We start from the raw sequence: 17,981 nt of genomic DNA on the forward strand, positions 1-17,981 counted from the left end.
CTCCGCCCCAGGCTCCCCGCGTCGTCCGTCAAAGCCATGTCAATAAGGTGGTCATTAAGGCCGCCGCGGAGTAGCATAAAAAAGTAAAAAACGCTGCAAGGCTGTCATTTTGGATATCCAGCGCCGCAAAGCGGCGCGATGTCCTGGAGGAGATGGACGATGCAAGTCACCCGACGTCAGCTGTTCAAGCTGACCGCGGCGCAGCTGGGCGCATCCAGCCTGGTCGCCATGGGCTTCGCGCCGCAACAGGCGCTGGCCGAAGTCCGCCAGTTCAAACTGTTGGGCGCGCGCGAAACCCGCAACACCTGTACCTACTGCTCCGTCGGCTGCGGCCTGATCCTGTACGGACTGGGCGACGGCGCCAAGAACGCCCACGGCGAGATCTACCACATCGAGGGCGACCCGGACCATCCGGTCAGCCGCGGCTCGCTCTGTCCCAAGGGCGCCGGCCTGCTGGATTTCATCCACAGCCCCAAGCGGCTGAAATATCCGGAAGTGCGCGAGCCGGGCAGCGGCGAATGGAAGCGCATCGGCTGGGACGAGGCGATTTCCCGCATCGCCCGGCTGATGAAGGATGACCGCGACGCGCACATCGTCGAGAAAAACGCCGCCGGCGTGCCGATCAACCGCTGGCTGTCCACCGCGATGCTGACCGCGTCGGCCGGCTCCAACGAAACCGGCATCATCTCGCAGAAATTCATCCGCAGCCTGGGCATCGTCGCCACCGACGCCCAGGCCCGCGTCTGCCACGGCCCGACCGTGTCGGCGCTGGCCTCCACCTTCGGCCGCGGCGCGATGACCAACAGCTGGGTGGACATCAAGAACGCCGACTTCATCCTGGTGATGGGCGGCAACGCCGCCGAGGCCCACCCGGTGGGCTTCAAATGGGCGATAGAGGCGAAGAAGACCCGCGGCACGCGGCTGATCGTGGTGGACCCGCGCTACAACCGCACCGCCTCGGTGTCCGACCTCTACCTGCCGATCCGCGTCGGCTCGGACATCGCCTTCCTCGGCGGCGTGATCAACTGGCTGATCCAGCACGACAAAATCCACTGGGACTACGTCAAGGCCTACACCAACGCCGCGCTGATCGTCCGCGACGACTACCGCTTCGACGAAGGCCTGTTCTCCGGCTACGACGCCGCCAAGGGCAAGTACGACAAGAGCAGCTGGAACTACGAGCTGGGCGACGACGGCTACGCCAAGACCGACCCTTCGCTGCAACACCCGCGCTGTGTCTGGCAGCTGTTGAAGCAGCACTATTCGCGCTACACGCCGGAAATGGTCAACACCATCTGCGGCACGCCGGTGGACGGCTTCCTGCAGGTATGCAAGGAGCTGGGCGAGACCGCCCGCCCGGACAAGGCCGGCACCATCCTCTACGCGCTGGGCTGGACCCAGCACACCACCGGCTCGCAGAACATCCGCACCATGGCGATGATCCAGCTCCTGCTCGGCAACATCGGCATGCCCGGCGGCGGCGTCAACGCGCTGCGCGGCCACTCCAACATCCAGGGCCTGTCCGACCTGGGCCTGCTGTCCACCCAGCTGCCCGGCTACCTGACGCTGCCGAGCGAAGCCGACCACCCGGACCTGGCGACCTATCTGGCCAAGACCACGCCCAAGGCCCTGCAGGCGAACCAGTTCAACTACTGGAGCAACACCCCCAAGTTCTTCGTCAGCCTGATGAAGTGGATGTGGGGCGACAACGCGGGCAAGGACAACGACTGGGGCTACGACTGGCTGCCCAAGTGGGACAAGATGTACGACGTGCTGCACATGGCCGAGCTGATGTACCAGGGCAAGATGAACGGCTTCATCGTGCAGGGCTTCAACCCGCTGGCCAGCTTCCCGGACGCCGCCAAAGTGACCGAGGCCTTCTCCAAGCTCAAGTACATGGTGATCATCGACCCGATCGCCACCGAGACCTCCACCTTCTGGCAGAACCACGGCGACGCGCACGACGTCGATCCGGCCAAGATCCAGACCACGGTGTTCCGGCTGCCGTCCACCTGTTTCGCCGAAGAGGACGGCTCCATCGTCAACTCCGCGCGCTGGCTGCAATGGCACTGGAAAGGCGCCCAGCCGCCGGGCGAGGCCAGGGGCGACAACGAGATCATCGGCGAGCTGTTCGTCGCCATCCGCGACCTTTACCGCAAGGAAGGCGGCAAGCTGGCCGATCCCATCCTCAAGGTCAACTGGAACTACCGCAATCCGAAGGCCCCGACGCCCAGCGAGCTGGCGATGGAAATGAACGGCAAGGCGCTGGCCGACTTGCCGGACCCGGCCGACCCAAGCAAGACACTGGTGAAGAAGGGCGAGCAGCTACCCGGCTTCGCCGCGCTGCAGGACGACGGCCGCACCGCCTGCGCCTGCTGGATTTTCTCCGGCTGCTGGACCCAGGCCGGCAACCAGATGGCGCGGCGCGACAACACCGACACCGGCCTCGGCAACACGCCGGGCTGGTCGTGGTCATGGCCGGCCAACCGCCGCATCCTGTACAACCGCGCCTCCTGCGACCCGGCCGGCAAGCCGTGGGACCCCGCGCGCAAGCTGATCAGCTGGAACGGCGAGAAATGGGTGGGCGGCGACGTGCCGGACTTCAAGGCCGACGCCGCGCCGGACTCCGGCATGCAGCCCTTCATCATGAATCCCGAGGGCGTGGGCCGGCTGTTCTGCGCCGACAAGCTGGTGGACGGCCCCTTCCCCGAGCATTACGAGCCGATGGAAAGCCCGATCGGCACCAATCCGCTGCACCCCAAGGTGGTGTCCAGCCCGGCGGTGCGGCTGTTCGACAGCGACAGGAAGCGCCTGGGCACGCACAAAGACTTCCCCTATGTCGGGACCACTTACCGGCTGACCGAGCATTTCCAGTTCTGGACCAAGTCGGTGCTCTTGAGCGCCATCGCCCAGCCCGAGCAGTTTGTCGAGATCGGCGAAGCCTTGGCCCGCGAAAAAGGCATCGCCCAGGGCGACATGGTCAAGGTCAGCTCCAACCGCGGCTTCGTCAAGGCCAAGGCGGTGGTCACCAAGCGGCTGATGGCGCTGAAGGTCAACGGCCAGACCGTGCACCAGATCGGCATCCCGCTGCACTGGGGCTGGGAGGGTGTGGCGCGGCCGGGCTACCTGACCAATGCGCTGCCGCCCGCGGTCGGCGACTGCAACACCCAGACACCCGAGTACAAGGCCTTCCTGGTCAAGCTGGAAAAACTGTAAGGAGCCCCGGCCATGCCATTGCAATCCCTGGATATCCACCGCCGCTCCGCCAGCCCGACCGAAAGCCCCAAGGTCCGCCAGACGCTGGAAGTGGCCAAGCTGATCGACACCTCCACCTGCATAGGCTGCAAGGCCTGCCAGGTGGCTTGTTCCGAATGGAACGACATCCGCGAGGAAGTCGGCCACAACATCGGGGTCTACGACAACCCCACCGACCTGTCCGCCAAGGCCTGGACGGTGATGCGCTTCGCCGAGGAGGAAAGCAACGGCAAGCTGGAGTGGCTGATCCGCAAGGACGGCTGCATGCACTGCGCCGACCCCGGCTGTTTGAAAGCCTGTCCGTCGCCGGGCGCCATCGTGCAGTACAGCAACGGCATCGTCGACTTCCACCAGGAAAACTGCATCGGCTGCGGTTACTGCATCGCCGGCTGTCCGTTCAATATTCCGCGCATCAGCAAGGAAGACAACAAGGCTTACAAGTGCACGCTGTGCTCGGACCGCGTCGCCGTCGGCCTGGAGCCGGCTTGCGTCAAGACCTGTCCCACCGGGGCCATCCAGTTCGGCTCCAAGGAAGACATGAAGGAAGTGGCGGCGGAACGGGTGGCGGATCTGAAGCGGCGCGGCTATCAACACGCCGGCCTGTACGATCCGCAAGGCGTGGGCGGCACCCACGTGATGTACGTGCTGCACCACGCCGACAAGCCGGAACAGTACTCCGGCCTGCCGAACAACCCCGAAATCAGCCCCACCGTGCAGCTGTGGAAGGGCTTGCTCAAGCCGCTGGCGACGATAGGCATCGCCGCCGCCGGCCTGTTCGGCTTCCTGCACTACATCACCGTCGGGCCCAACCGCGCCGATGACGAAGCGGAAAGCGAAACCCGCGAGGAGGACAAGCAATGAAGGAGAAACTGCTGCAGCGCTACAGCGCGGCGGAACGGATCAACCACTGGATCGTCGCCATCTGCTTCGTGCTGCTGGCGCTGTCCGGGCTGGCGCTGTTCTACCCGGCCTTCTTCTGGCTGACCGGCGTGTTCGGCACGCCGCAGCTGGCGCGGATGGTGCATCCCTTCGTCGGCGTGCTGATGTTCCTGGGCTTCTTCCGCCAGTTTTTCCGCTACTGGCGGCGCAACCTGATCAATAGCCAGGACATCCAGTGGATGCTGGCGGTGAAGGACGTGCTGCGCGGCCATGAGACCGTGGAAGTGGGCAAGTACAACGGCGGCCAGAAGGCGATGTTCTGGATCATGACCCTGTGCGTGGCCGTGATGCTGGTCACCGGCATCATCGCCTGGCGCCAGTACTTCTCCGGCTATTTCCCCATCCCGGTGATCCGGCTGGCGCTGCTGCTGCACGCCTGGGCCGCCACCGCGCTGATCGCCAGCATCATCGTCCACGTCTATGCCGCGCTGTGGGTGAAGGGCACGATACGGGCGATGGTGGAGGGCGTGGTCACCCACGCCTGGGCCAAGAAGCATCATCCGGGCTGGTATAAGGAAATGATGGGGAAGAAATAGCGAGTGTCCGCTGCGCGGACGACATGTTTAGGTGCCGGTTCCGCCCGGCAGACGGGCCAGGGGCTGAGCGGCCAGCCCTATCGCTGAGTGAATCGAAGATTCACACGCAGAGGCCATCCCAAGCCGCCCCAACAGCGCGGCGAAACCCCGGCTTGCGCTGATGGGGAATCCGTTGCATCGACTCGATCCTAGTGCCGATAAAGGCCGATTTCTTACCATGTAAATAGCAAAACCACCTCAGAGCCTCAATACCCACCATGACCCCCACCCAACCCATCCTGCCGGCTGAGCAGATCCGCGCCGGCGACGCCCCGCTGATGAGCCTGCCCGTGCAGCGGCCGCCGGCCGACCTCTTCTCCCGCCGCGCCGACCGGCTGCTGCGATTGGCCGACGGCCACGCGATGGCCGGCTTTCTGCGGCTGTGCGCCGCCATCTGCCAACAACAGCAGGCGCTGCACGACGCGTCGCGGCTCGATCCGCGCGCCGCGCTGGAAAAGCTTGCCGAAGCCTTAACGCCTCAGCTTCCCGTGCCGGCGCAAGCCGCTTTGGATCTTTTGCTGGCGCAGGACGCCGCCGCGCTCAGCCGCCTGGCCGAGCGCCTGATCAACGGCGACTATCCGGCGGACGGTCCCTTGTTCGCCGCGCTGCCGCTGCTGGGCGCCGCGCTGCAGGCGCAGGCCACCCGCAGCGTCCGCCAGCGGCCGCTGCCGGAGCCGCAAAGCCAGGAGCCGCGCTGCCCATGCTGCGGCGGCCTGCCGCTAGCCTCGCTGCTGCTGCGCGGCGACAGCGGCCACGCCCAACGCTACGTGGTATGCTCGATGTGCAGCCACGCCTGGCCGGTGGGCCGGGTGCGCTGCCTGTCCTGCGGCAACAGCCGGGATTTGCATTACTACTCGCTGGCGGCGCGCGACTACCTTCCGCCGGAGCCCGACCATCAACGCCCGCACCAGGCGCGCGGCGCGCGCGAAGTGGAAGCCTGCGATCAATGCCACGGCGCGCTGAAACAGATCTCGCTGCTGCTGGACGCCGACGCGGAGGCCGGCGCCGACGACCTGGCCAGCCTGGCGCTGGATCTGCTGGCCGGCGAGGCCGGTTACGCCCGCATCGGCTTCAATCCGCTGTTCCTGCCCGGCGACCCGGCCTGAGCGCCGGTTCGCGGTCTTTGCCCGGTCCGGCCTGTCCGAGACGGCCCCGCACTTGAGCGGCGGGGCCGGGCGCGCGATACTTGCCGGCGAACCGCCAATCAACCGCATGGATACCCGCATGACCCATCGCATCGTATTCGTCGAAGACGACGCCGACCTCGCCGAACTGATCAGCGATTTCCTGTCCCGCCACGAAATGGAAGTGGTGATCGAACCGCGCGGCGACACCGCGCTGGACACCATCGCCCGCGAAGCGCCGGACCTGGTGCTGCTGGACATCATGCTGCCGGGCAAGGACGGCCTGTCCATCTGCCGCGAACTGCGGCCCAAGTTCGACGGGCCCATCATCATGCTGACCTCGCTGGACAGCGACATGAACCAGATCCTGGGCCTGGAGCTCGGCGCCAACGACTACATCCTGAAAACCACGCCGCCGTCGGTGCTAGTGGCCAGGCTGCGCGCCCAGCTGCGCAACCTGCGGCCGGCCCAGGCCGCCGAGGCGCTGCCGGCCAAGGGCTCGCGCAAGGCGGTGTTCGGCCAGCTGTCGATCGATCCGGTCAGCCGCGACGTGGTGCTCTGCGGCGAAAAGATCCCGCTGTCCACCTCGGACTTCGACCTGCTGTGGCTGCTGGCCAGCCACGCCGGCGAGACGCTGAACCGCGACCTGCTGCTGAAGGAAATGCGCGGCGTCGACTACGACGGCCTGGACCGCAGCATAGACGTGGCCATCTCCCGCCTGCGCAAGAAACTGGGCGACAACCCCAGCGAGCCGTTCCGCATCAAGACTGTGCGCAACCGCGGCTACCTGTTCTCGCTGTCGGGCTGGGAGTAAGCGCGGATGCGCCGTCTTTTCGTCCAGTTCTACCTGCTGCTGATGGCCTGCTTCCTGGTGGCCGTCATCATGGTCGGCCTGGTGTACAAGCAAGCGTCGAACGAGAAGGGCGAACGCTACCTGTCCGACCTCCTGCGCACCACGCTGTCGCTGATCGAGGCCGATCTGCGCGGCGTGCCGGAGGACCGCTGGAGCGAGACCCTGGCCAACTCCGACTACGGCTTCACCTTCCGCGTGAAGGTGGAGAAGATGAGCAACTACATCCTGGACGAGGAATCCAAGCAGGCGCTGGACCGCGGCGAAATCGTGATGCTGGAGGACAAGTACCTGTTCCTGCAGAAGCTGCAGGACAGCAACTACCTGCTGGTGGCCGGACCGCTGCGCTACCTGTTCTTCCTGCACCAGCTCAAGTGGGTGGACTACGCGCTGCTCGCCCTGCTGGGACTGTCGCTGGCGATCCCGGTGTTCCTGTGGATGCGGCCGCACTGGCGCGACCTGGTGGCGCTGGAGCGCACCGCCGGCCGGCTGGCCAGCGGCGACCTGGCCGCCCGCGTCGACCTGCCGCCGCATTCCGGCGTCCACCACCTGGGGATCGCCTTCAACCACATGGCCGACAACATCGGCGCGCTGATCAACAGCAAGAAAACGCTGACCAACGCCGTCGCCCACGAGCTGCGCACGCCGCTGGCGCGGCTGCGCTACCGGCTGGCCCTGCTGGAGGGCGACGAGGATACGCCGGAGCGCCAAGCCATAGAGCGCGACCTCACCGCCATCGACAAGCTGGTGGAAGAATTGCTGTTCCATGCCAGGCTGGACCGTCCCGAGGCGCCGCTGAAGCCGGTCAGCTTCAACGCCCTGCCCTGGGCGCGCGACCGCATCGCCGGCCAAGCCGCGCTGGCGCAGGAGATCCACTGGATCGAGCCCGCGGGCGAGGAGCTGACCATCACCGCCGACGAGCACCTGATCACCCGCGCGCTGGACAATCTGCTGTCCAACGCCCGCCGCCACGCCAACGGCGTCGTCGCCACCCATATCCTGGTCGACAAGCAACAATACTGCATCATCGTCGACGACGACGGCCCCGGCATCCCGGAAGAGGACCGCGAACGGGTGTTCGACCCCTTCGTCCGCCTGGACGAAAGCCGCGGCCGCAAGACCGGCGGCCATGGCTTGGGACTGGCCATCGTCGCCGGCATCGCCCGCGCCCACCGCGGCAGCATCAAGGTGGAAAGCTCGCCCATGGGCGGCGCGCGCTTCGTGCTGCGTTGGCCTACAGGCTGATGTACATTTTGTAACATTGAGATACAAGCCTCCCCTAGACGCTCCCCCTTGCCACCGATAGCATTCGCCCTGAATTAGGACTTCTTCGGGTCCGTTTCAACCCAATCGAAAGAAACTTAGGAGTTTCGTAAATGAAAAAGCTGGCTCTGCTCGCCCTGACCGCTGCTTTCAGCCTGGTGTCCGCCAACGGCTTCGCCGCTGAAAAAGCTGCTGCTTCCGCTCCGGCCATCCACAAGGCCAAGAAAGCCGAAAAGAAAAAAGTAGCTTCCGCTCAAAAGGCTCAAGCTGCCAAGGCTGACGCTTCCGCTCCGAAGGCCAAGAAGGCCAAGAAGCACGTAGCCAAGAAGGACGCTTCCGCAGCTCAGAAGGCTCAAGCCGCCAAGGCCGACGCTTCCGCTCCGAAGGCCAAGAAGGCACACAAGCACGCTGCCAAGAAGCATGCCGCCAAGAAAGAAGCTTCCGCTGCTCAAAAAGCCCAAGCCGCCAAGGCCGACGCTTCCGCTCCGAAAGCCAAGAAGGCCAAGAAGCACGTAGCCAAGAAGGAAGCCTCCGCTCAGAAGGCTCAAGCCGCTAAGGCCGACGCTTCCGCTCCGAAGGCCAAGAAGGCTCACAAGCACCACGCCAAGAAGCACGCTGCCAAGAAAGAAGCTTCCGCTGCTCAAAAAGCCCAAGCCGCCAAGGCCGACGCTTCCGCTCCGAAAGCCAAGAAGGCCAAGAAGCACGTAGCCAAGAAGGAAGCCTCCGCTCAGAAGGCTCAAGCCGCCAAGGCCGACGCTTCCGCTCCGAAGGCCAAGAAGGCTCACAAGCACCACGCCAAGAAGCACGCTGCCAAGAAAGAAGCTTCCGCTGCTCAGAAAGCCCAAGCCGCTAAGGCCGACGCTTCCGCTCCGGCTAAGAAGGCTGCCCACAAGCACGCCAAAAAGCACGTAGCCAAGAAAGAAGCTTCCGCTGCTCAAAAGGCTCAAGCCGCCAAGAAAGAAGCTTCCGCTCCGGCCAAGAAAGCCGGCAAGAAGAAGGCCGCTTCCGCTGCCAAGTAATTCCAGTGCCGACGCCGTCTGATCACTCAGCGGCTTAGCATTGCACGGGGCGCTTCGGCGCCCCGTTTCCATTTCCAGGTGCCACCACGATGAAGCTGCCGCGCATTGCCCTCTGCCTCGCCCTGATCCCCGCCCTCGCCCAATCCGCTCCGCTGAGCAAAGAGCACAAGATCCTGTTCTTCGGCAAGGACGACCGCGTGCTGGAAAAGCCCGAGCGCGCGCCCTGGCGCAGCGTGGGCCAGCTGGAAACCCGCTCCCGCACCATCTGCACCGGCACCCTGGTCGCCCCCGACGTGGTGCTGACCGCCGGCCATTGCTTCGTCGACGAGAAGGGACGCTTCGATCCCGCCACCAGCTTCACCGTCGGCCTGTGGGGCGACGAATACACGGCGCTGAGCCGCATACAGGAAGTGCAGGTGGACAAGGCCTTTCTCAAAGGCCTGATCCGAAAGCGCGACGGCCTGTACATCCCGCCGCGCATCGCGCCGCGCGACTTCGCCTTCGTGCGGCTGGCCACGCCGCTGGGCAATAGCCAGGGCACGGTGCCGGTGTTCTCCGGCGACGCCCAGGCGCTGAAAGCGCTGTTGGCCAAGCAGAATTGGACCCTCACCCAGGGCGGCTACCCGGTGGACGACCAGCGCCACCTGCGCGCGCATCACGGCTGCAAGGCCACCGCGCTGCGCGAAGACGGCCGCCTGACCCACCGCTGCGACACGCTGGAAGGCAACAGCGGCTCGCCGATCTTCGTCATCGACGCCAAGGGCCAGGCCACCATCGTCGCGGTGCAGAGTTCGGCGCCGCCGGCAGCGCGCCGCAAGCTGGAAGACAATATGAGCGTGTCCGCGCCGGTGTTCCGGCAAGCGCTGCAGGCCTTCATCGCCAAATCCGCCAAGAAATGAAAAAGCCGCCCCGAGGCGGCTTTTTTCTGTGCAACGGACTTCAAACCCTGGGCTTCATACGTTCAGCGCCTGCCGCTGATGCGCCAGCAATTCGGCAATGCCCTTGCGCGCCAGCCCCAACATCGCCGCCATCTCCTCCTCGCTGAACGGCTCGCCTTCGGCGGTGCCCTGCACTTCGACGAAGCGGCCGCTGCCGGTCATCACCACGTTCATATCGGTCTCGCAGTCGGAATCCTCCAGATAGTCCAGATCCAGCACCGGCTGACCCTTGTACACGCCCACCGACACCGCGGCGACCTGGTCGCGCAATGGGGTGGCGCTCAGCTTGCCGGCATCGATCAGCCCGCGGATCGCGTCGGCCAGCGCCACATAGGCGCCGGTGATGCTGGCGGTACGGGTGCCGCCGTCGGCCTGGATCACGTCGCAGTCGATGACGATCTGGCGCTCGCCCAGCTTGGCCAGATCGGTCACCGCGCGCAGCGAGCGGCCGATCAGACGCTGGATTTCCTGGGTGCGGCCGGACTGCTTGCCGGCGGCCGACTCGCGGCGCATGCGGCTGCCGGTGGAGCGCGGCAGCATGCCGTATTCGGCGGTCACCCAGCCCTGTCCCTTGCCCTTGAGAAAGGACGGCACCGTTTCCTCGACGCTGGCGGTGCAGATCACCTTGGTGTCGCCGAACTCCACCAGCACCGAACCCTCGGCGTGCTTGGTGTAAGAGCGGGTCAGACGCACGACGCGCATCGCGTCGGCACTACGTTGGGAAGGTCGCATGATGGCCCTGGGGATAAAGAAGATCGACGGCGATTATAACAGCCGCCCGCGCTCAGCTGTCCTTGTCCACCTGGCTGGCCAGGATTTCCTGGTGCATGGTCGCCAGGTTGGACTCCAGGATCAGCCGGCCGGCCTTTTGCGGCGGCGTCTTTTCGGTATCCAGCACGTCGTCGCGCTCGCCCAGCTCCAGGCTATCCTCCAGCAGCGTCACCGCCACCGCCGACAGATTGTCGCCGCCGTTGCCGGCGCGCCGCTCCGCCACATTGATCAGCGCCGGCATCACCTGGTTGACGCTGCGCCCGGCGAACACCTTTTCCAGCTCGGCGTCCTGCACTTGCGACCACAAGCCGTCGGTGCACAACAGAATGGAACACCCCGGGCCGATTACCTGCCGCTCGCCGATGTCGATGTCGGGCTCGCCCGCGGCGCCCAGGCAGTTGTAGATCTTGTTGCGTTCGGGATGGGTCTTGGCGCCCTCCTCGGTCAGCAGGCCCTGGTCTATCAGCCGCTGCACCTGGGAATGGTCGCGCGAGCGAAGCCTCAGCCCGCCGCCGTCGAGCAGGTACAGCCGCGAATCCCCGACATGGCACCAATACAGCTGGCCGTGCTGCAGGATGGCCACCACCACCGTGGTGCTCGGCACATCGGGCAGCCGGTGGTCGGCCGCATACTCCAGGATCACTTGGTGCACCGAACTGATGGCGTTCACCAGGAAACGGTTGGGGTGGCTGATCGTAGGCGTCGCCTGCTGGTAGAACAGTTCGCTGAGCAGGTCCACCGTGATCTGGGCGGCCACCTCGCCGCGCATGTGCCCGCCCATGCCGTCGGCCATCACCAGCATCACCGCCTCGCGCGAATGGGCGATGGCCAGCCGGTCCTGGTTATAGCTGCGCCCGCCGATCCGGCTTTCCTGAAAGATGGACAGTTTCATTCCGACCCCTCTCGATGCCGGCCACCGGCCAGCCCCTTGATCCAGCCGACCAGGCGGCTGCCCTCTCCCGCAGGCGGGCGTTCCGGCTGGCTGTATTCCGTCTGCTGCAGGCTCTTCTGGATTTCCAGCACCGACGCCGGCCTCAGGTTGGGCTCCAGCGACAGGCAACGATCGCACAAGCCGGTCAACTCGCGCGAATACCGGTGGCGGAAAACCTGGCTGGCCGGCGCCAACAGATCCTGCTCGCACCGCTCTCTCGACGGCTGCGGCGTAGCGCCGCCCATGCAGACATACAGACAGGCGCCGATCGCGTAGATATCGGTCCACGGTCCAAGCGGCTGGCTTTTGTCGTACTGCTCCGGCGCGGCGAAACCCGGCGTGTACATCGCGGCGAAATGCTTGTCCTGCCGCGCCAGGGTCTGCCTCGACGCGCCGAAATCCAGCAGCAGCGGCACGCCGTTGCGCCGCAGATAGATATTGGCAGGCTTGATGTCCAGATGCAGCAAGCGACGGCTGTGCACCTCCCTCAAACCGGACAGCAGGGCCGCGAACCACTTGCGGATCAGCCTCTCCTCCATCCGCCCCCCGGCCAGCTCCAGCTCGCGCCCCAGCGAGCGGCCATCGGCATACTCCATCACCATGTAGACCGTCTGATTCGCGCGGAAGAAATTGCTCACCCGCACCACCGCTGGATGGGAAATGCCGGACAGCACCCGGCCTTCCTCGAAAAAACACTTCAACCCCAGGTTGAAGGCATCCCGGTCCAAGTCGTGCGGCACCGTCACCCCGCCGTCGTCCTTGCGCTCGGCCAGGTTGCGCGGCAGGTATTCCTTGATGGCGAACTTGCGGTCGTCGTCATCCAAAGCCAGATACACGACGCTGAAACCGCCCATCGACAGTTGTCGCACGATCGTGTATTCGGCGAGCCGGTAGCCTGCCGGAAGCGGGGTCTGCTTGCTGGATTGAGTCATCGGATGGCAGTTGTTATAGTGTTCACTGGCCCTGAATTGAGCTTAGCAAAGCAATTCGGGCCCAGCATTCGAAAATACCGATACAGGAGCTCCGCATGATATTGAGCATGACCGGCTTCGCCGCCGCCACCCGGGAATTCCCTGGCGGCATGTTGAGCCTGGAAGTCCGCGCCGTCAATCACCGTTACCTGGACGTGCAGATGCGCTTGCCGGAAGAGCTGCGCATCATCGAACCCCAGCTGCGCGAGCAGATCGCCGCCCGCGTCACCCGCGGCAAGCTGGAATGCCGCGTCGGCCTCAACCAGGTGGACAGCGCCGCCCCCACGCTGGAAGTGAACCAGGCCTTCCTCGCCCGCCTGCTGGAAGTCTCCCGCGACGTGCAAAAACAGTGCGGCGAAGGCAAGGGACTGTCGGTCGGCGAACTGATGCGCTGGCCCGGCGTGCTGAAGAGCAACGAGCTGGCGCCGGAAGTGCTGCACCAGCTGTGCCTGGACGCGCTGCAAACCGCGCTGGCCGACTTCAACGCCTCGCGCGGCCGCGAGGGCGAAAAGCTGAAGGCCGTGCTGATCGAGCGCATCGAGGCGATGGAAGCCATCGTCGCCGCGATCAAACCCAAGCTGCCGCAAATCCTGGAAAACTACATGGCCAAACTGTCCGGCCGCCTGCAGGAGGCGCTGGGCAGCGTCGATGAAGACCGCTTGAAACAGGAATTCGCGCTGTTCGCGCAGAAGATAGACGTGGACGAGGAACTGTCGCGCCTGACCACCCACCTCTCAGAAGTGCGACGCATCCTGAAATCCGGCGGCCAATCCGGCAAGCGCCTGGACTTCCTGATGCAGGAGCTGAACCGCGAAGCCAACACCCTGGGCTCCAAGTCGGTCTCCACCGACACCACCCAGGCCTCGGTGGAGCTGAAAGTGCTGATCGAGCAGATGCGCGAGCAAATTCAAAACATAGAGTAAGCATTCACTACGTGTCACAACGTGTCAGCGAAACCACAAAAGCCCCGTCAACCGGGGCTTTCTTCATTTCATAACGTGTCACTACGTGTCAACAAAGCGCATACTTACCGTGTACCCAAGGGTGTACCCTAGGCGTTTTTCGCAGGGGCGTTTGGGTACACCCCCTCTATTCGCTGTTCAGATTTTTCCCGATCCAGCAGCGGTGCGGGTTTAAGGGGGCTACTCAGTATTCGAGGTGCAAACATGGGCAAGCTGACCGACATGCAGATCAAGGCCTGGATCAAGGCCGGGGAACGATTCGAGGGCCGCGGCGACGGTGATGGGCTCTGGCTGCGCTTCCGCGAGAATGACAAGGTGCCGGTCTGGCGCTACCGCTACAAGTTCGCCGGCAAGTCCCGCACCATGCAGATCGGCAGCTACGCAGAGTTGTCGCTTGCCAAAGCCAGAGAAGCCGTCAAATCCCTCTCCGCCCGCGTGGCGCTGGGCCATGATGTTGCCGCGGAGAAGCAGGAGAAAAAGTCCGCAGCCCTGGCCAAGATCGAGGAAGAGAAGAACGCCGTCACCATGTTGGCGCTGGCGAATGAGTACTACGAGCGGATGATCCTGGGCCGCTGGAAGCACCCGGACATCGTGCGGCGCCGGATCGACAAAGACATCGGCCCCATGCTGGGCAAGATGAAGGTAGAGGACATCAAGCCCCGCCACATCGACGACATGCTGCAGACCATCGTCAAGCGCGGCGCGCCTACCATCGCCAACGACGTGCTGCGCTGGACCCGCCGCATGTTCGACTACGCCATCAAGCGCCACATCATCGAGATCAACCCGGCCAGCGCCTTCGATCTGGGCGACGCCGGTGGCAAGGAAGAGGCCCGCGAGCGCGCGCTGAGCCGCGACGAGCTGGCCAAGCTGTTCCAGGCCATGAAGCTAGCCCGCGGCTTCAGCGTGGAAAACGACCTCGCCATCCGCCTGCTGCTGTTGCTCTGCGTCCGCAAGATGGAGCTGTGCGCCGCGCGCAAGGAAGAGTTCGACTTGCCGGCCGGCGTCTGGCACCTGCCAGGCGAGCGCAGCAAGACCGGCAAGCCTATCGACATCCCCTTGCCCGCCTTGGCGGTGGAATGGCTGCAGCAGCTGTTCGACCTGGCCGGCCCCAGCGCCTGGCTGCTGCCGGCCCGCAAGATGCAGCACCGCATGGTGCCGCACATCCACGAGGGCACCATCGGCACCGCACTGGGCAAGGTTAAGCCGCACATGCCGGACGTGGCGGCCTTCACCATCCACGACCTGCGCCGCACCGCGCGCACCCACCTGGCGGAATTGGGCGTCGACCCGGTGGTGGCCGAGCGCTGCCTGAATCACAAGATCAAGGGCGTGGAAGGCATCTACAACCGTCACGACTACTTCAACGAGCGCCGCGACGCCCTGAACAAGTGGGCCGGGCTGCTTGATGCCCTGGACAAGGGAGAGGCCTACAACGTGACGCCAATTACCAAGGGTCGGATCAAGACGGCCTGACACCAGCTTTGCCACGCCTAGATCGGCCAATCGAAAAGCGGGAAACCCTGCCCGCCTGGCGCGGCAACCCATTCTCAGGGTTGCGCAAAGGGAGCGCATGAATGACTATTCACGAGTCAGTCCTTGCAACACTTAATAAATGGAACATAGACCTAAGTGATTTCGCAAATATAGAACCAGGCAAATGGAACGGGCAAGAATATTGCAAAACAACAAAATCAATCAAAGAAAGAATAAAAGCAGAGAAAATAAACAACATAGGCCTATATGCAATACTATTCTCAGCAGAGATATTTGAGAACACGGCAAAGATCACTAATAAGGATGATGAGCTCATAAGCCTAAAGCAATGGCTTGATCGTTCACTCTCATTCTCTCTGAAGCACTTTTTATTTCTTCCGGAAAATGCTGCCAATGTGGAAAAATGGCAACCCATTAATGGAAAACCATCAGATCTAGCTCTAGTATCAGAAGAAATAGCAGAGCAGTTTTCGCTTGATTTACATTGCTCCTCTGATGATGCTGCTCTAGGCATACCATTTTTCACCAAAAATGATAATAATGACTTTTTGCCTTTACTACCCAACTCAAAGCTTCATAAAGCAATAACATCACTACATTACCTTGGCAGTGACCTTACCCTTAATCACATTCCAAATTGGATCGAAAAGGCTTATTTTCGACCATATGACCGCAGCCTCTTTCTGGACATGATGGGAAACAATCCAGAAGATGAATCTCGGCTAGAGCTTTATTTCTCATGCCTAAAGCATAAGCATGGAGAAAAGGCTGGCACATTGACCTCGCCGGAGAGAATTACTAGTACGCTATCCGACGAGCTATCGGTAGCGCGTAGAGAATCGGAAAAATATCGCCAAGAAATAGAAGAGTTAAGGTCGGAAATCAACAATACAACTTGTACGCCCCTGCCACCACTTGTTCAAATAGCCATGGACATTTTCCGTATCCATTGGCACAGCCAGCTTACTCCTCAAGATGATGTCCGGTCTCGAGCCAATCAAGAGGCGATAGTTAAAAACCTGAAGGAAAAGTACCCCGGCATGACGGACGCTATCGCGAAAGCCATCGACAAGGTAGCCTCCCCAATTGATAGAGACCCTAGAAATGCAAGCGGAAAGTACCGCTTGCGCTAATTTGATAGACGGCGCCAACCCTCAGGGAAAACTCTCTTATGGCTACAAGGTTTCTACATAACCCTGAGGGTAGATATTTCCCTACCCCTCAGCCCTTTTAGTATTGCCCCTAGGGTAATCTCATGCGCTTTCATTTGACCGTCAACCACGACGTGTCATAAGGAATCGCAACATGCCACCCCATGTCATCACACTCCCTGAAACCGGCTACATTCGTCAGCCTCTACTGGTCGGTGAGGCCAAGTCCGGCAAGCCTGGCATCCTGCCATTCTCAGTCTCAACATTATGGCGCCGCGTCCGCGCCGGCACTTTTCCCGCCCCTATCAAGCTGTCCGATCGTGTTACCGCCTGGAAAGCTGAGGACATACGCGAGTGGCTGGACAGCCAGAACCGTGCGGCATGAGGTGACACGCAATGACACTTGCCACCCCACACCAGCCGCGCCATAATTCCCTTGTGCTGGTCAATCCCAGCGCCAGGCTTGGCGGCCTGTTAGACTCAAGGCGGATTGCCGCCATATGCGGCATTTTTTATGTCCGTCAATTGCCATTGGTGCGCCCTTTTCTATGGGCTGGCCATGGCAGGAGCGTGCTTGCACGCGCCGGTCACCTTGAGTCCCGGTCCGCCAATCCTGCCATTGTGCCAGCCCACCCCGCTTGGCGGCGGGAGGCTGGTGAAACCAGACTCAAGGAGACATGCACCATGTCTAGCATCTCCCTGCGCGCTCCCCGCGCCCATCTCTCAGTTCACCCTGTCCCAGAAAAAGCTACCACTGCTCTGATAAAGCAGAGCAAGTCTTCCAATGCCAACGGTATCGGTATCCCGTTTGCCTTGCGCCAAATGTCGATGGTCGACATCACGCGCTATCAGCCCATTGGGAGGCAAATCATGATCACCAGTAAATCCATCCTGGCCCAGATCGAACAAGCCTTGTTCTCCGTAGGCCATACCACCCAACAACAAGAGGAGGCCCGCATATGAACCGCGAACTCCCCCAATTCCAAGCAGGTACAGCAATGCTGATCGAGAACAGCCACCTGCTTCAACAAATTGGATATGACGAAGCCGCTGGCGGCTCAGAACTCGTGGGCTCGGCATACCAGCTTGGTCTTATCGAGAGCTCGGCAGAGGTGTCAATCGGCCACCTCTCCCGAGGTCTCAAAGCTATTGGTCTGCTGATCCGTAGTCATGACAATACGATCGGGGATGAAGCTGAAATCTTATACGGCTTGGCCGGCTTACTTCAGGAAACCGGCGACACCATCTGCGCATTACAAAACGCAGTGCAGATGGCCGGCGATGGATATCGAGTTGCTCAAGCAAGGGAAGCCAAACAGCAGTCGAAGCACAAGGAGGCCAACTCATGAGTCCCGTTCACTTCAACCCCGCTGCCGGCTCTCGCCTGCTCCCTGCCGTGGAGAACCTTCGCCATGAGGCCGATGAGCTGATCCACGAAAGCATCGATACCCAGGCTTACCTCTTGGGTGCGCTCGAAGGAGAGTTGATCTTCGCCTTGTCAGTAGATAAAGACAGCCCGAGCAGCACTCTGACTCGCTGCAAGTCGCAGCTGCTGCTACGCCTTGGTCTGGAGGGCCGCAGCCTGACGCTGGAGCAACAGCGCCTGCGCGGCTGGATCGTGGGTATGCTGGAAAGCATCGCCTCCACACTGGATCCCGACGACTGGGATAACCCGACCTCCACTTAAGCACACCACAACCTAGACACGGGGAGGCCCTGACCCACGAACGGACAC

Annotated in this window: 18 protein-coding genes; 15 read left to right on the plus strand and 3 right to left on the minus strand. The window is 62.8% G+C overall.

Annotated elements, in window-relative coordinates; translation table 11 throughout:
* Nucleotides 1-159: 159 nt before the first annotated feature.
* The 8 genes from fdnG (at nucleotide 160) to CV_RS19040 (ending at nucleotide 9,924) form a co-directional block, all read left to right on the plus strand.
* On the plus strand, nucleotides 160-3,216 hold the full coding sequence (fdnG, locus tag CV_RS19005; RefSeq protein WP_011137386.1) for a formate dehydrogenase-N subunit alpha: 3,057 nt from the start codon (nucleotides 160-162) through the stop codon (nucleotides 3,214-3,216).
* Nucleotides 3,217-3,228: 12 nt separating this feature from the next.
* Entirely contained in the window at nucleotides 3,229-4,116 is an 888-nt protein-coding gene (fdxH, locus tag CV_RS19010; protein WP_011137387.1) for a formate dehydrogenase subunit beta, read from the plus strand.
* A complete protein-coding gene (locus CV_RS19015) occupies nucleotides 4,113-4,730 on the plus strand; it encodes a formate dehydrogenase subunit gamma (protein ID WP_011137388.1) in 618 nt (205 codons plus the stop codon). Before fdxH ends, CV_RS19015 begins: the two co-directional genes overlap by 4 nt.
* 257 nt (nucleotides 4,731-4,987) lie before the next feature.
* Complete coding sequence (fdhE, locus tag CV_RS19020; RefSeq protein ID WP_043596728.1) at nucleotides 4,988-5,875, plus strand: formate dehydrogenase accessory protein FdhE; 888 nt, start codon at nucleotides 4,988-4,990, stop codon at nucleotides 5,873-5,875.
* A gap of 118 nt (nucleotides 5,876-5,993) precedes the next feature.
* Nucleotides 5,994-6,707 carry a two-component system response regulator RstA gene (gene rstA, locus CV_RS19025; protein ID WP_011137390.1) on the plus strand — a complete coding sequence of 238 codons (714 nt, stop codon included), beginning with the start codon at nucleotides 5,994-5,996 and terminating at the stop codon, nucleotides 6,705-6,707.
* A gap of 6 nt (nucleotides 6,708-6,713) precedes the next feature.
* Nucleotides 6,714-7,988, plus strand: a complete 1,275-nt coding sequence (gene rstB, locus CV_RS19030) for a two-component system sensor histidine kinase RstB (RefSeq protein ID WP_011137391.1) — start codon at nucleotides 6,714-6,716, stop codon at nucleotides 7,986-7,988.
* A gap of 131 nt (nucleotides 7,989-8,119) precedes the next feature.
* Nucleotides 8,120-9,025: a hypothetical protein gene (locus tag CV_RS19035; protein ID WP_052262568.1), complete on the plus strand. Its 906-nt coding sequence runs from the start codon at nucleotides 8,120-8,122 to the stop codon at nucleotides 9,023-9,025.
* A gap of 89 nt (nucleotides 9,026-9,114) precedes the next feature.
* On the plus strand, nucleotides 9,115-9,924 hold the full coding sequence (locus CV_RS19040; protein WP_011137393.1) for a trypsin-like serine peptidase: 810 nt from the start codon (nucleotides 9,115-9,117) through the stop codon (nucleotides 9,922-9,924).
* 54 nt (nucleotides 9,925-9,978) lie between these two features.
* Here the strand turns inward: CV_RS19040 and rph are convergent, their stop codons facing one another.
* From rph to CV_RS19055, 3 genes are read right to left on the minus strand one after another with little or no spacing between them, the layout of a single operon-like run.
* Entirely contained in the window at nucleotides 9,979-10,695 is a 717-nt protein-coding gene (rph, locus tag CV_RS19045) for a ribonuclease PH (protein WP_011137394.1), read from the minus strand.
* 52 nt (nucleotides 10,696-10,747) lie between these two features.
* Nucleotides 10,748-11,626 (minus strand): PP2C family protein-serine/threonine phosphatase, encoded by an 879-nt coding sequence (locus CV_RS19050; protein WP_011137395.1) that lies wholly within the window; start codon nucleotides 11,624-11,626, stop codon nucleotides 10,748-10,750.
* Nucleotides 11,623-12,597: a serine/threonine protein kinase gene (locus CV_RS19055; RefSeq protein ID WP_043596730.1), complete on the minus strand. Its 975-nt coding sequence runs from the start codon at nucleotides 12,595-12,597 to the stop codon at nucleotides 11,623-11,625. The genes CV_RS19050 and CV_RS19055 overlap by 4 nt, the downstream gene beginning before the upstream one ends.
* Nucleotides 12,598-12,692: 95 nt before the next feature.
* Here CV_RS19055 and CV_RS19060 point away from each other — a divergent pair, with 95 nt between their 5' ends.
* The 7 genes from CV_RS19060 to CV_RS19085 all read left to right on the plus strand — a co-directional run bounded on the left by CV_RS19060 (nucleotide 12,693) and on the right by CV_RS19085 (nucleotide 17,933).
* Nucleotides 12,693-13,559, plus strand: coding sequence for a YicC/YloC family endoribonuclease (locus CV_RS19060; RefSeq protein WP_011137397.1), 867 nt, complete (start codon nucleotides 12,693-12,695; stop codon nucleotides 13,557-13,559).
* A 243-nt stretch (nucleotides 13,560-13,802) separates the two neighbouring features.
* Nucleotides 13,803-15,074 (plus strand): tyrosine-type recombinase/integrase, encoded by a 1,272-nt coding sequence (locus CV_RS19065; protein ID WP_011137398.1) that lies wholly within the window; start codon nucleotides 13,803-13,805, stop codon nucleotides 15,072-15,074.
* Nucleotides 15,075-15,175: 101 nt separating this feature from the next.
* Complete coding sequence (locus CV_RS23690; RefSeq protein WP_011137399.1) at nucleotides 15,176-16,228, plus strand: hypothetical protein; 1,053 nt, start codon at nucleotides 15,176-15,178, stop codon at nucleotides 16,226-16,228.
* A gap of 172 nt (nucleotides 16,229-16,400) precedes the next feature.
* Nucleotides 16,401-16,631, plus strand: coding sequence for a helix-turn-helix transcriptional regulator (locus CV_RS23090; RefSeq protein WP_011137400.1), 231 nt, complete (start codon nucleotides 16,401-16,403; stop codon nucleotides 16,629-16,631).
* A 299-nt stretch (nucleotides 16,632-16,930) separates the two neighbouring features.
* A complete protein-coding gene (locus CV_RS19075) occupies nucleotides 16,931-17,209 on the plus strand; it encodes a hypothetical protein (protein WP_011137401.1) in 279 nt (92 codons plus the stop codon).
* Nucleotides 17,206-17,595, plus strand: a complete 390-nt coding sequence (locus tag CV_RS19080; RefSeq protein ID WP_011137402.1) for a hypothetical protein — start codon at nucleotides 17,206-17,208, stop codon at nucleotides 17,593-17,595. Before CV_RS19075 ends, CV_RS19080 begins: the two co-directional genes overlap by 4 nt.
* A complete protein-coding gene (locus CV_RS19085) occupies nucleotides 17,592-17,933 on the plus strand; it encodes a hypothetical protein (RefSeq protein WP_011137403.1) in 342 nt (113 codons plus the stop codon). The genes CV_RS19080 and CV_RS19085 overlap by 4 nt, the downstream gene beginning before the upstream one ends.
* The last annotated feature ends 48 nt before the right edge of the window (nucleotides 17,934-17,981 follow it).

Origin of the sequence: Chromobacterium violaceum ATCC 12472 (assembly GCF_000007705.1) — a bacterium.
GTDB classification, from domain to species: domain Bacteria; phylum Pseudomonadota; class Gammaproteobacteria; order Burkholderiales; family Chromobacteriaceae; genus Chromobacterium; species Chromobacterium violaceum.